The organism is Acidovorax sp. A1169, from assembly GCF_030704685.1.
GTDB lineage: Bacteria > Pseudomonadota > Gammaproteobacteria > Burkholderiales > Burkholderiaceae_C > Acidovorax.
Genome location: NZ_JAUZDX010000004.1, coordinates 96463 through 108899, shown reverse-complemented (window position 1 = coordinate 108899; position 12437 = coordinate 96463). Strand labels below are relative to the sequence as shown.

General features: G+C 68.0%; 13 protein-coding genes. 11 read left to right on the top strand and 2 right to left on the bottom strand.

Annotated features, from left to right (window positions below; translation table 11 throughout):
• Positions 1–37 precede the first annotated feature (37 nt).
• The gene (locus QYL93_RS08890; protein ID WP_305743331.1) at positions 38–964 is read right to left on the bottom strand and encodes an alpha/beta fold hydrolase; all 927 of its coding nucleotides are present in this window, start codon (positions 962–964) and stop codon (positions 38–40) included.
• Between the two features lie 199 nt (positions 965–1163).
• Between QYL93_RS08890 and QYL93_RS08885 the strand changes: the two genes are divergently transcribed.
• From QYL93_RS08885 to QYL93_RS08840, 10 genes are all read left to right on the top strand, one after another.
• On the top strand, positions 1164–2159 hold the full coding sequence (locus QYL93_RS08885) for an AraC family transcriptional regulator (RefSeq protein ID WP_305743330.1): 996 nt from the start codon (positions 1164–1166) through the stop codon (positions 2157–2159).
• 196 nt (positions 2160–2355) lie between these two features.
• Complete coding sequence (gene andAc / locus QYL93_RS08880; RefSeq protein ID WP_305743329.1) at positions 2356–3636, top strand: anthranilate 1,2-dioxygenase large subunit AndAc; 1281 nt, start codon at positions 2356–2358, stop codon at positions 3634–3636.
• A gap of 22 nt (positions 3637–3658) precedes the next feature.
• The gene (gene andAd, locus QYL93_RS08875) at positions 3659–4186 is read left to right on the top strand and encodes an anthranilate 1,2-dioxygenase small subunit AndAd (protein ID WP_305743525.1); all 528 of its coding nucleotides are present in this window, start codon (positions 3659–3661) and stop codon (positions 4184–4186) included.
• A gap of 35 nt (positions 4187–4221) precedes the next feature.
• Positions 4222–4545 (top strand): anthranilate 1,2-dioxygenase ferredoxin subunit AndAb, encoded by a 324-nt coding sequence (gene andAb / locus QYL93_RS08870; protein ID WP_370876955.1) that lies wholly within the window; start codon positions 4222–4224, stop codon positions 4543–4545.
• A gap of 64 nt (positions 4546–4609) precedes the next feature.
• Entirely contained in the window at positions 4610–5815 is a 1206-nt protein-coding gene (locus QYL93_RS08865) for an ABC transporter substrate-binding protein (protein ID WP_305743327.1), read from the top strand.
• A gap of 37 nt (positions 5816–5852) precedes the next feature.
• Positions 5853–6773, top strand: coding sequence for a branched-chain amino acid ABC transporter permease (locus QYL93_RS08860; protein WP_305743326.1), 921 nt, complete (start codon positions 5853–5855; stop codon positions 6771–6773).
• A 6-nt stretch (positions 6774–6779) separates the two neighbouring features.
• Positions 6780–7769, top strand: coding sequence for a branched-chain amino acid ABC transporter permease (locus QYL93_RS08855; protein ID WP_305743325.1), 990 nt, complete (start codon positions 6780–6782; stop codon positions 7767–7769).
• On the top strand, positions 7766–8524 hold the full coding sequence (locus QYL93_RS08850; RefSeq protein WP_305743324.1) for an ABC transporter ATP-binding protein: 759 nt from the start codon (positions 7766–7768) through the stop codon (positions 8522–8524). The genes QYL93_RS08855 and QYL93_RS08850 overlap by 4 nt, the downstream gene beginning before the upstream one ends.
• On the top strand, positions 8521–9240 hold the full coding sequence (locus QYL93_RS08845; protein ID WP_305743323.1) for an ABC transporter ATP-binding protein: 720 nt from the start codon (positions 8521–8523) through the stop codon (positions 9238–9240). Before QYL93_RS08850 ends, QYL93_RS08845 begins: the two co-directional genes overlap by 4 nt.
• An 18-nt stretch (positions 9241–9258) precedes the next feature.
• Entirely contained in the window at positions 9259–10329 is a 1071-nt protein-coding gene (locus tag QYL93_RS08840) for a CDP-6-deoxy-delta-3,4-glucoseen reductase (RefSeq protein ID WP_305743322.1), read from the top strand.
• Positions 10330–10336: 7 nt separating this feature from the next.
• Here QYL93_RS08840 and QYL93_RS08835 read toward each other — a convergent pair whose 3' ends face one another.
• A complete protein-coding gene (locus QYL93_RS08835) occupies positions 10337–11380 on the bottom strand; it encodes an AraC family transcriptional regulator (protein WP_305743321.1) in 1044 nt (347 codons plus the stop codon).
• A 247-nt stretch (positions 11381–11627) separates the two neighbouring features.
• Between QYL93_RS08835 and QYL93_RS08830 the strand changes: the two genes are divergently transcribed.
• Positions 11628–12428, top strand: a complete 801-nt coding sequence (locus QYL93_RS08830; protein WP_305743320.1) for an SDR family oxidoreductase — start codon at positions 11628–11630, stop codon at positions 12426–12428.
• The last annotated feature ends 9 nt before the right edge of the window (positions 12429–12437 follow it).

The window sequence follows — 12437 nt, the reverse complement described above, 5'->3', positions numbered from 1 at the left end:
CTCGTGAAAACAGCCTCGGAACAGTACGCAGGACCGATCAGGAAGAAAGGTGCTCTTCGATCAACCGTGCCACGGCTTCGGGCTGGTCATGGTGCAGCATGTGGGCAGCGTCCTGCACCACGGCCGTGCGGCAGTTGCGCACGTGGGTCAGGCGCTGGTGGTATTCGCCCAGGTCGTAGCGGCCCTTCCACCACTGACCCAGGCTGTCGTCGCTGGCCTCCACGGCCAGCACCGGCGCGGAGATGCGCTCGTACAGGGCCAGGGCTTCGTCGAGCCGGTACAGCTGCGAGCTGGTGATCTTGTGCGCCGGGTCGCCCAGGATCTCCCAGCGGCCCTCGGCATTGGGCTCGGCCCAGTGCCGGGCCAGCCAGTCGGCCTTGTCCTGCGACAGGCGCGGGTTGGTCTTCATCAGGCGCTGGGCCACGCCGGCCACGCCGTCGTAGGCCTTGAGGGCCATGTCGCCCGTCTGCAGTTGCTTGATCTCGTCGATCCACTGGGCATAGCGCTTGGGCGCCTGCTCGGGCTTGCTTGCGGGCATGCCGAAGCCCTCCAGGTTGACCAGCCGGCGGATGCGCTCGGGCCGCACGCCGGCATACATCATGGCGATATTGCCGCCCATGCTGTGGCCCACCAGGTCCACGGGCTGGTCGCCCACGTAGTGGTCGAGCAGCAGATCCAGGTCGGCCAGGTAGTCCGGAAAGGTGTAGTGGTCGCAGGGCGTGGGCAACTTGCTCAGGCCGAAGCCGCGCCAGTCGGGGGCGATGATGTGCCGGCCATCGGCGAACGCGGCCGAGAACGCATCCACCACGAACTGGTAGGAGGCGCCCACGTCCATCCAGCCGTGCACCATGACCAGCGGGGTTTGGGTCCTGTCCAGCGACACCTCGCCCCAGTGGCGGACGTGGTAGTTCAGGGTGCGGATGGGGACGAACTCGCTGCGCGAGGTGCGGACGGTGGAATACATGGAGGAAGCGAGGTGAATGGGTGAACAGGCGTTGCTCCGATGGTACGTCGGTAGCCCGGCGACCGTGGCTGCGGGGTTGTCGCCTTGGCGCCTGCCCGCCCATGGGTATGGAAATTGCTGGTGTTGATGCAGATCAAAGCGGCAGGCCTCGACGCATGCTGCGTCCCTTCCCACGCCGAGGTCCTGCCTGATGGTTCCCATGTCTGCCCTGTCCCTGGATCTGTCGGCGCTGCAGCAGCGCCCGCTGTTCACGTCGGACCTGCGGGTGGACTCCCATGACCTGGTGGCCCGCGAGTTCTCGGACCATGGGCTGAAATGGTGCGGCGGGCCGGTGGCCACCTCGCTGTCCAAGGTGCGCGTGCGCCAGCTGCAACTGTTCATGCTGCAATACGGTGCGGAGGTGGAAATCCGCCCGCGCCCCTTCGACGATTTCGTGCTGGTGCACCTGTCGCTCTCGGGCACGGCCGAAATGGTGTCCGATGGCGTGCCCATCCGCCTGCCCGCCGGCGCCGCCGCGCTGATCGCGCCGCGCCACAACCTGCACATGCGCTGGCAGCAGGGCGCGCGCCAGCTCATCCTCAAGGTGCCGTGCCAGTTGCTGCGCGCCTGGGCACCCGAATTGCTGGTGGGTGATTCCACCTTCGCGCACCCGCTGCTGCCCTTAAGCGCGGGGCAGGGCCAGCAGTGGCACTTCCTCATGCAATCGCTGCTGCACGTGAGCCAGCAGGCGGTGGAAAGCACCGCGCATGCGCGCTGGGTGGATCACATGGAAAGCAACGTGGCGCTGTTCCTGGCTTCGTGCGCGCAGAGCGTGCCGGTGCCTGCGGCGCCCTTGCTGGACGCGGGTGCCGACAAGCTCTTGCCAGGCGCACATGGCGATGTGCGCCGGCTCGACCGGCTCGATGCCTACATGCGCAGCCGCCTGTGTGCGCCCGTGGCGCTCGAAGACCTGGCGCGCGCCGCAGGCGTCAGCGTGCGTGGCCTGAACATGCTGTGCCAGCGCCACCACGGTGAATCGCCCATGGCGCTGCTGCGCAACATGCGTCTCGACGCCGTGCGCGCGCGCTTGCAGGAGCGTCGCGGCCATTGTGTGACCGACGCGGCGCTGGAGTTCGGCTTCGGCCACCTGGGCCGTTTCTCCAGCTACTACCGCGAGCGCTTCGGCGAACTGCCGAGCCAGACGGCGGGCAATTAGAACGACCCATGCAGATTTTCCGCAGAGGGCATGCCGCCTGAGGGGAGGGTACGTCCGTCTTCAGCGGTGGGACCGCATTTCCAACTCCACATTTGCAAGAACCGGACAGCCTGCGCGCCCTGGGTGCCGATACTGGATAGCGGGGCAGGGCGGTCATTCCTAGCATGGAGGCATACCAATCGAAGAGGTCTTGCCCATGTCCGAAACCACCGTTGTCGCTGTTGCGCCGCCCGTCTCGCTCAAGGCGCAGCGGCAGGTGCATTTTCCGCAGCCCGATGGCTCCAGCGTGCCCTACCGGGTGTTCAGCTCGCAGGAGGTGTACGAGCGCGAGCAGGAGCGCATCTTCCGCGGCCCGGTGTGGAGCTTTCTGGGGCTGGAGGCCGAGATCCCGAACGTGGGTGATTTCAAGTCCACCTTCGTCGGCGACACCCCTGTAGTCGTTACGCGCACGGCCGAGGGGCTGGCCTGCTGGGTCAACCGCTGCGCGCACCGGGGCGCCATGGTCTGCCGCGAAAAGCGCGGCAATGCCGCCAGCCACACCTGCGTGTACCACCAGTGGAGCTTTGCCGCCAACGGCGACCTGCAGGGCGTGCCGTTTCGCCGTGGCCAGAAGGGCATGGTCGGCATGCCCAAGGATTTCAAGACCGAAGAGCACGGCCTGCAGAAGCTGCGCGTGGACAGCTACAAGGGCCTGCTGTTCGCCACCTTCAGCGACGAGACGCCGCCGCTGCCTGAGTACCTGGGCGAGCAGATGCGCCCGTGGATCGACCGCATCTTCCACAAGCCCATCGAGTACCTGGGCTGCACGCGCCAGTTCTCCAAGTCGAACTGGAAGCTGTACTTCGAGAACGTCAAGGACCCCTACCACGCCAGCCTGCTGCACCTGTTCCACACCACCTTCAACATCTTCCGCGTGGGGATGAAGGCGCGCTCCATCCCGGATGCGAACCATGGCCTGCACAGCATCATCACCGTGACCAAGCCCGAGGTGGAAACGGACACCGCTGCGGCCTACAGCGCGCAGAACATCCGCTCCATGGACGAAGGCTTCGAACTCGAAGAGCCTGCACTGCTGGGCCAGATCCAGGAGTTCGACGAGATGACCACCAACCACATCCAGCCGATCTTTCCGCAGCTGGTGGTGCAGCAGATCCACAACACGCTGGTGGCGCGCCAGCTGCTGCCCAAGGGGCCGGGCAACTTCGAGCTGGTGTTCCATTTCTTCGGCTATGCCGACGACACCCCCGAGCTGCGCGAACTGCGCATGCTGCAGGCCAACCTGGTGGGGCCTGCGGGCTACATCTCGATGGAAGACACCGAGGCCACCGAGCTGGTGCAGCGCGGTACGGCGCGCGACGGCGACAAGCACTCCTACATCGCCATGGCGCGCGAAGCGCCCGAGCAGATGGACACCGTGATCACCGAGAACCTGATCCGCCGCTTCTGGGTGGGCTACCAGGCACTGATGGGCTACTGAGGCACCGCACACCATGACCACGATGACACCCCCCATCGCCCCCACCGCCCCCATCGCCCCCATCGGCATCAGCCGCCAGGAGCGCCTGCAGCTGTGGACCGAACTGCTGGAGCTGCAGCACCGCTACGTGAGCGCGCTGGACAACAACCGGCTCGAAGAGTGGCCCGGCTTCTTCGTCGAGGAAGGCCGCTACGAAATCATCCCCAAGGAGAACTTCGACGCAGGCTTTCCCGCACCCATCATGTACTGCCGCAATGCCGGCATGCTGCGCGACCGCGTGCTCTCCCTGCGCAACGCCAACATCTTCGAGGACCACGTGTACCGCCACGGCACCTCGGGGCTGGTGATCACGGCCGTGAAGGACGGCGTGGTGCACACGCAGTCGAGCTACGTGGTGGTGATCACCGGCACGGCTGGCGATTCGAGCGTGTACCAGGCCGGCACCTACCTCGACGAGGTGGTGCTGCACGAAGGCGAATGGCGCTACCGCAGCAAGCGCGTGGTGTACGACACCTCGCGCGTGGCCACCTTGCTTGCCACCCCCATCTGAGGACCAGCGCCATGCAGACAACGACCGACAGCGCACTGGAACAGGGCGCGGCAGCCGCCTGGCACGACGTGGGGGAGCCCGAGGATTTCCCGGACGGTGCCGTGTGGCCCGTGGTGGTGGACGGCCTGCCCGTGGCGGTGTTCCGCGACGGGGAAGGGCTCTTTGCCCTGTACGACCTGTGCACCCACGGCGCCGCCAAATTGTCCGACGGCTGGGTGGAAGACGGCTGTGTGGAATGCCCCTTGCATCAGGGCACCTTCGACATCCGCACGGGGGCGCCCTGCAAGGCGCCTGTCACCGAAGCGGTGCGCACGTTCCCGGTGCGCGTGGTGGCCGGGCGGGTCGAAGTGGGGCTCTGAGCCTCCGCTCCCGCAGCGCTCTTGGTTCTGGTTTTTCCCTTTTGTTGATGGATAAGGATTGAAGATGGCACAACTCTCAAGCACCTCGCTTCGCAACCGGCTGGGCGCAGCCGCCCTGGCCACCCTGGCCGCCTGCGCAAGCTTCACGGCGGCGGCCCAGCAGGGCCCCATCAAGGTCGGCATGGCGCTCGACATCTCGGGCCCTTTTTCCGGACCTGGTGCCGACGCACGCGACGGCTTCAACCTGGCCATCAAGCAACTCGCTGGCAAGCTCGGCGGCCAGCCGGTGGAGTTCGTGCAGACCGACATGGCCGGCAGCCCCGACCAGGCCAAGCAACTGGTCGACCGCTTCGTGCAGCGCGAGAAGATCGACCTGTTCACCGGGCCCATCGCCTCCAACGTGGCACTGGCCGTGGCGCCCACGCTGTTCGCCGCCAAGGTGCCCTACCTGTCGAACAACGCCGGCCCGAGCCAGTTGGCCGGCGCGCAGTGCAATGCCTACTTCTTCGGCACCGCCTACCAGAACGACCAGTACCACGAGGCCGCGGGCCAGTTCGCGGCCGACCGCGGCTTTGGCCGCATGGTGCTGATCGCCCCCAACTACCCCGCCGGCAAGGACGGGCTCACCGGCTTCAAGCGCAAGTTCAAGGGCACGGTGGTCGACGAGATGTACACCAAGGTCGGCCAGATCGACTATGCGACCGAACTGGCGCAATTGCGCGCCGCCAAGCCCGAGGCCGTGTACTTCTTCCTGCCCGGTGCCATGGGCATCAACTTCATCAAGCAGTTCGTGGGTGCGGGGCTGTCCAAGGACATCATGCTGGTGACCAGCGGCTTCTCGGCCGACGAGGACATCATCGGCGCGGTGGGCGAACCCATGCTGGGCCTGTTCAACACCTCGCACTGGGCGCATGACCTGGACAACGCGGCCAACAAGGCCTTCGTCGCGGCCTTCCGCAAGGAATACGGCGGGCGCTACCCCTCCATCTACGCCGCGCAGGCCTTCGACGTGATCAGCGCCATGGACTCGGCCGTGAAGGCCGTGGGCGGCAAGGTGTCCGACCGCGAGGCCCTGGTCAAGGCCCTGGTCAAGGCGCAGTTCCCCTCGGTGCGCGGCAGCTTCCGCTATGCCAACAACCACTACCCGGTGCAGAACTTCTACCTGCGCACCATCGGCAAGAACGCCGAGGGCCGCGTGACCAACAAGACCATCAAGACGGTGCTGGAGAACTACGGCGACGCGTTCTCCGCGCAATGCCCGCTGAAGTGACCTTGCCACCATTGCCCCTGCGCAGCCCCTTCACGCCATGAACCCGATCCTCGTCATCGAACAACTGCTCAACGGCGCAGGCTACGGGCTCATGCTCTTCCTGATCGCCGCGGGCCTGACCCTGGTCTTCGGGATCATGGACGTGATGAACCTCTCGCACGGCTCGCTGTTCATGGTGGGCGCCTACGTGGCGGCCACCGTGCATGTGCACAGCGGTTCGTTCGCGGGGGCGGTGCTGGTGGCGATTGCAGCCACGGTGCTGGTGGCCGTGCTGTTGGAGGTGACGCTGATGCGCCGCCTCTACGGGCGCGATCACCTGGCCCAGGTGCTGGCCACCTTCGGCGTGATCCTCGTGGCCGACGATGCGGTGAAGATGGTCTGGGGCCCATCGCCGGTGATGGCGCCCACGCCCGCCCTGCTGTCGGGCCCGGTGGAGTTGTTCGCCGGCCTGCCTTACCCCTCGTACCGGCTGGTGGTGCTGGCGGCCGGGGTGCTGGTGGCGGGCCTGTTGTACCTGCTGGTCAACCACAGCCGCGTGGGCATGCTGGTGCGTGCGGGGGCATCGGACCGGTGGATGGCCGAGCTGATGGGCGTGCGCGTCAAGCGCGTGTTCAGCGGCATCTTCGTGCTCGGGGCGGCGCTGGCTGCCCTGGCGGGGGCCCTCATGGGCCCGCTGATGGCGGTGCAGGTGGGCATGGGCGAGGCCATTCTGATCCCGGCGCTGGTGGTCATCGTCATCGGCGGCATCGGCTCGGTGCGCGGGGCCTTCGTGGCCGCCTTGCTGGTGGGGCTGGTGGACACCATCGGCCGCGCCTTCTTGCCGCTGCTGCTGCGTGCCACCCTGCCACCCGCCGTGGCCGCCGATCTGGGCCCGCTGTGCGCCGAGGTGGCCATGTACGCCCTGATGGCGGCGGTGCTGAGCTTTCGCCCTGCGGGGCTGTTTTCTGCCAAGGCCTGAGCCACCATGTCCGCTTCCCTGACTTCTTCCCTGCCTGCGGACTCCGCCGTGCCGCGCTGGCGCGGCGCAGTGCTGCCGCTGGCCTTGCTGGTGGCGCTGGCGCTGTTTCCGCTGGTGGCTTCGGCCCTGGGCCTGGATTTCTACATCGGCTTCGTGCGCCGGGTGCTGGTGGTGGCGCTGGCCGCCGCAAGCCTGAACTTCATCATGGGCTTTGGCGGCATGGTGGCGCTCGGGCATGCGGGCTTCGTGGGCGTGGGCGCCTATGCGGTGGTGGTGCTCAGCGATGCGGGCGCCACCTCGGCCTGGGTCGTCTGGGGCGCTGCGATGGTGGTTGCCGCGCTGGTGGCTGCACTGGTCGGCGCCATCTCGCTGCGCACCAAGGGCGTGTACTTCATCATGATCACGCTGGCCTTCGCGCAGATGCTGTACTTCGTGTTCGTGTCGCTGCGCAGCTATGGCGGCGACGACGGCTATACGCTGCCCATGCGGCCGGCGCTGGGCCTGGGCCTCGATGTGATGCACGAGCCCACGCTGTACTGGGTGGTGCTGGCCCTGGTGGCGCTGGTGCTGTGGTGGCTGGACCGGGCCACGGCCTCGCGCTTCGGCGCGGCGCTGGCGGGCATCCGCGACAACGAGACGCGCATGCGCGCCCTGGGCTACCCGGTGTACCTGCTGCAGCTGGCGGCCTTCACGCTGGCCGGTGCAGTCGCCGGCCTGGCGGGCGCGCTGCTGGCCACGGGCAACAGCTTCGTGAGCCCTTCGATGATGCACTGGACGCAATCGGCCACGCTGATCGTGATGGTCGTCATCGGCGGCCTGGGCCGGCGTTGGGGCGGGCCGCTGGGCGCCGCCGTGTGGCTTGCGCTCGAAGAGGTGCTCAAGCTGCACACCGACTACTGGCACATGCCGCTGGGCGTGTTGTTGATCGCCACCGCGCTGTATGCGCCCAAGGGCCTGGCCGCGCTGGCAGACCTGCGCGCAAGGAGCCCGCGATGAGCCTCTTTCAAGTGCAGGGCCTGGTCAAGCGCTTTGGCGGCCTGCTGGCCACCGACCATGTGGACCTCTCGGTGGCGCATGGCGAGGTGCATGCCCTCATCGGCCCCAACGGCGCCGGCAAGACCACGCTGGTCAACCAGATCTCGGGCCTGCTGGCGCCCGACGCGGGCCGGGTGCTGCTCGATGGTGCCGACATCACCGCGCTGCCCATGCACCGCCGCGTGGCCAAGGGGCTGTCGCGCTGCTTTCAGGTGACGCGCATCTTTCCCACGCAGACCGTGCGCGACAACCTGCTGCTGGCCGTGCAGGCGCACAGCGGGTCGAGCTTTCGCTTTGTGCAGCCGCGCTCGCAGGCGCACGGTCTGTACGAGGCCGCCGACCGGCTGGCCGAGCGCGTGGGGCTGCAGGCCAGCATGGGCGAGGTGGCGGGGGCCCTGCCGCACGGCGCGCAGCGCACGCTGGATGTGGCGCTGGCGCTGGCCTCGGCCCCCAAGCTGCTGTTGCTGGACGAGCCCATGGCCGGCATGGGGCCGGACGAATCGCTGCAGATGGTGCAGCTCATCGAATCCCTGCGCAAGGACATGGCCGTGCTGCTGATCGAGCACGACATGGAGGCCGTATTCCGCTTGGCCGATCGCATCTCGGTGCTGGTCTATGGCCGGGTGCTCACCGCCGGCACGCCCGACGAAATCCGCAACAACGCCGAGGTGCAGGCCGTGTACCTGGGCACCGAAACCCTGGAGACGACCCCATGAGCGCCCCCGAACCCTTGCTGAGCTGCCAGGGCCTGGAGGCCGGCTACGGCGTGAGCCAGGTGCTTTTCGGCATCGACCTCGATATCGCTGCAGGCGAGGTGGTGTCCCTGCTCGGCCGCAACGGCATGGGCAAGAGCACCACCATCAAGACCCTGGTGGGCGCGTTGCGCCCCACGGCCGGAGGCATCCGCTTCGCGGGGCAGGCCACCGATCGCCTCAAGAGCGACGCCATCGCCCGCCTGGGCCTGGCCATCGTGCCCGAGGGGCGCCACGTGTTTCCCAACCTCACGGTGCGCGAGCACCTGCTGGCCTTTGCCGACAACCGCAATGGCCTGCGCGATGCCTGGGACCTGGCGCGCATCTACGGCGTGTTCCCGCGCCTCAAGGAACGCCAGAACCACCTGGGCAACCAGCTCTCGGGTGGCGAGCAGCAGATGCTGGCCATCGGCCGGGCGCTGTCGACCAACCCGCGCCTGCTCATCCTGGACGAGGCCACCGAGGGCCTGGCCCCTGTCATCCGCGAGGAGATCTGGCGCTGTCTGGCCACGCTCAAGGCCGCCGGGCAGACCATTCTGGTGGTCGACAAGTACGTGCACCGCCTGGTGGGACTGGCCGACCGCCACGTGATCCTGGAGCGCGGCCGCGTGGTCTGGCAGGGCGATTCCGCCGCGCTCAATGCCGACCGCAGCCTGTGGTCGCGCTACCTCACCGTCTAGACCCTTAAAGGTTTCCCCATGCAGATGACCGAAGAGGCCGGCGCAGCCGTGGCCGACGCGCCCATGCACGCCATCACCTTGCTGCCGTCCGGCAAGACCTTCTCCAGCACGGCGGGCGAAAGCGTGCTCGACGCCGCGCTGCGCCAGGGCATCCTGCTGCCGCACCAGTGCAAGACCGGCACCTGCGGCGCCTGCCGCGCCCGTGTGGTGCATGGCGAGGCCGTGTGCCTGCCAGATGCGCAGCCTGCCGCACTGTCACCGGAGGAAGCCGGGCAGGGCATGCACCTGCTGTGCTGCACCCAGGCCGCGAGCCCGCTGCATATCGAATGCACCGAGATCCCGCACATCCCGGGCATCGCCGTGCGCAAGCTGCCGGTGCGCGTGGTGGCGATGGAGCGCCTGGCGCACGACGTGATGCGTGTGCAGCTGCAGCCCCCGGCAGGCCAGCGCCTGCACTACGCCGCAGGCCAGTATGTGGACGTGCTGCTGCCCGGCAAGCGCCGGCGCAGCTACTCACTGGCCACGCTGGCCCGTGAGGGGCAGGAACTGCTGGAGCTGCACATCCGCCACCTGCCGGGCGGGCTGTTCACCGACCAGGTGTTCTGCAAGCTGAAAGCCCGTGACGTGCTGCGCATCGAGGGGCCGTTCGGCACATTCGGCATGCACGATGGCGCATCGCAGGCGCCGGCCATCCTGCTGGCCAGCGGGACTGGCTTTGCACCTGTGAAGGCCCTGGTGGAGCAACTGCTGGCCACCGGCAGCGAACGCCGCGTGCACCTGTACTGGGGCGGCCGTGCGCGGGCCGACCTGTATCTGCACAGCCTGTGCCTGGAGTGGGAGCAGGCTCTGCAGGGCCGCCTGAGCTATGTGCCCGTGCTGTCGGATGCGCCGGCTGCCGATGCCTGGGCCGGCCGCACCGGCTGGGTGCACCAGGCCGTGCTGCAGGACCATGCGGACCTGTCGCAGCACGAAGTGTATGCCTGTGGTGCGCCGGCCATGGTGGACGCCGCGCGGCGCGACTTTGCGGCACAGGCCGGCATGCGGCCCATGGCGTTCTTTGCCGATGCCTTCGTGGCGCAGCCGGGGTGAGCCGGACTCAGTGGGGCTCGCCGTGGCGCTGGCGGGTGTCCGACGGGGTTTCGCCAAAGCGCTTGCGGTAGCCCTCGGCAAAGTGGCCCAGGTGAAAGAAGCCGTAGCGCGCCGCGATGTCCGAGACCTGCGGGGCACGCTCCGCCAGGCAGGGCTGCTGCAGTGCCGCGCGCACGGCATCGAGCCGCAACTCGCGCAGGAAGGCCATGGGGCTCTTGCCTGTGCACTGTGCAAAGGTCTGCTGCAGCGAACGCGCGCTGACGCCGACGTGCGCGCACACCTCGGCCAGGGTGATGGGCAGCTCCAGCCGGCTGTGCATGAACTCCTGCGCGCGCTTGACCACGCGCGGCAGCACCACGGGTGCGTTGCCCGGCTTGGCCGTGCCGGCCGCCAGGGCCTGTGAATAGTTGTGCTGCGTGGACAGCAGCAGGCTGGTGAGCAGATGGTTCTCGGCCTGTTCGGCCAGCACCGGGTGGCCCAGCAGGAAGGCGTTGGTCTCCACCGCCGAGCGCAGGTAGGCAATGAAGCTGGCCATGCCCATGAGCGAGGGTTGGGCCAGGTCCACACCGAGCTCGAACACCAGTGGCTGCTGCACCGGTGTCTGCAGCAGGGCCGACAGGCGGGTATGCAAGGCCGCGCGGTCGATCTTGACGATGAACTGCGGGCTGTCCTCGTGCCAACGCATGGACAGCGGCTCGGTGGGCGAGGGCAGCGAGGCCATGAGCGCATGCGACTCCACCGCCTGGCCGCCGCAACGCACCGTGGCACCACCGCGCAGCGGTATCTGCAGCAGGTAGAAGCCGCCCAGGTGGCCGGGCTCGATGCGCACGGCCGGGCCGTATTGCACGTAGTTCAGGCTGGCATCGCGGTGCAGGGGCACGCTGTGGTGGCAGGCATCGAGCTGTGCGCCCGGGTGCAGGGTGGCCAGCTCGTGCGGGCAGAACACGCGGCCCACGAATTCGCGCGCCTCGTCCAGGTCATGGCTGTCGAACAGGCGAAAGCGCTCCAGCGGTAGCGGGTGCGCGGTGCTGCTCTGCTGGGCGGTGTGCATGCGGTTCGGCCGGTGGGGTATTGGTTCTTGGGTAAGCACGAAACACGCCACGGCAGGGGCGCGAAAACATGCGTTTGCGGGATACGCCCCGCGCTTTCGGGATGCGGATGCGCGGGTCGCCTTTCTATTCTTGTGCATGCCCCGGGTGCTGCGCAAGAGCGTTAGCACCCGGGTGCACGGGGCGGATGTGACGGCGTGTTACCGCTGATGCACTGCAACAGTCATTGCAAAACCCACAGGAGTCAGCATGGTCCAGGGATTCGACAGCATGCGCGGCAAGAGCGCGATCGTGACCGGGGGCGCCACCCTCATCGGCGCCGGGGTGGTGCGTGCCCTGCACCAGGCTGGGGTGCGGGTGGTGGTGGCCGACATCAACGCCGAGGCCGGGCAAGCGCTGTCGGACGAGTTGGGTGACGGGGTGCTGTTCAGCCGCACGGACATCACCGATGACGCCCAGGTGGCCGCCTGCGTGGCCCTGGCCGCAGAACGCCACGGCGGGGTGAACTACCTGGTGAACCTGGCCTGCTCGTACCTGGACGATGGCATCGCCTCGCCGCGCGAGGACTGGCTGGCCTCGCTCAACGTCAACCTGGTCAGCGCGGTGATGGTGCTCAAGGCCGTGCGCCCGCACTTCCAGCGCGCGGGCGGCGGGGCGGTGGTCAACTTCACCAGCATCTCCTCGGGCGTGGCGCAGACCGGGCGCTGGCTCTACCCCGTGGGCAAGGCGGCCATGGTGCAGCTCACGCGCAGCATGGCCATGGACCTGGCGGGCGAGGGCGTGCGCGTGAACAGCGTCTCGCCCGGCTGGACCTGGTCGGCCATCATGGACCAGCTCACCGGCGGCGACCGTGCCAAGACCGACCGCGTTGCCGCGCCCTTCCACCTGCTGCGCCGAGTCGGCGACCCGGCCGAGGTGGCCAACGTGGTGCTCTTCCTGTGCTCGGACATGGCCAGCTTCGTGACCGGTGCCGACTATGCGTGCGACGGCGGCTACTCGGCCATGGGGCCCGAGTCGCATGAGCCTGCCATTCCCAAACTCATGTCCTGAAGGAGTGCC

What these genes read in the sequence shown, in the direction of transcription:
- QYL93_RS08890 (WP_305743331.1), bottom strand. Translation starts at nt 964, where the DNA reads ATGTATTCCACCGTCCGCACCTCGCGCAGCGAGTTCGTCCCCATCCGC.
- QYL93_RS08885 (WP_305743330.1), top strand. Translation starts at nt 1,164, where the DNA reads ATGTCTGCCCTGTCCCTGGATCTGTCGGCGCTGCAGCAGCGCCCGCTG.
- andAc (WP_305743329.1), top strand. Translation starts at nt 2,356, where the DNA reads ATGTCCGAAACCACCGTTGTCGCTGTTGCGCCGCCCGTCTCGCTCAAG.
- andAd (WP_305743525.1), top strand. Translation starts at nt 3,659, where the DNA reads ATGACACCCCCCATCGCCCCCACCGCCCCCATCGCCCCCATCGGCATC.
- QYL93_RS08865 (WP_305743327.1), top strand. Translation starts at nt 4,610, where the DNA reads ATGGCACAACTCTCAAGCACCTCGCTTCGCAACCGGCTGGGCGCAGCC.
- QYL93_RS08860 (WP_305743326.1), top strand. Translation starts at nt 5,853, where the DNA reads ATGAACCCGATCCTCGTCATCGAACAACTGCTCAACGGCGCAGGCTAC.
- QYL93_RS08855 (WP_305743325.1), top strand. Translation starts at nt 6,780, where the DNA reads ATGTCCGCTTCCCTGACTTCTTCCCTGCCTGCGGACTCCGCCGTGCCG.
- QYL93_RS08850 (WP_305743324.1), top strand. Translation starts at nt 7,766, where the DNA reads ATGAGCCTCTTTCAAGTGCAGGGCCTGGTCAAGCGCTTTGGCGGCCTG.
- QYL93_RS08845 (WP_305743323.1), top strand. Translation starts at nt 8,521, where the DNA reads ATGAGCGCCCCCGAACCCTTGCTGAGCTGCCAGGGCCTGGAGGCCGGC.
- QYL93_RS08840 (WP_305743322.1), top strand. Translation starts at nt 9,259, where the DNA reads ATGCAGATGACCGAAGAGGCCGGCGCAGCCGTGGCCGACGCGCCCATG.
- QYL93_RS08835 (WP_305743321.1), bottom strand. Translation starts at nt 11,380, where the DNA reads ATGCACACCGCCCAGCAGAGCAGCACCGCGCACCCGCTACCGCTGGAG.
- QYL93_RS08830 (WP_305743320.1), top strand. Translation starts at nt 11,628, where the DNA reads ATGGTCCAGGGATTCGACAGCATGCGCGGCAAGAGCGCGATCGTGACC.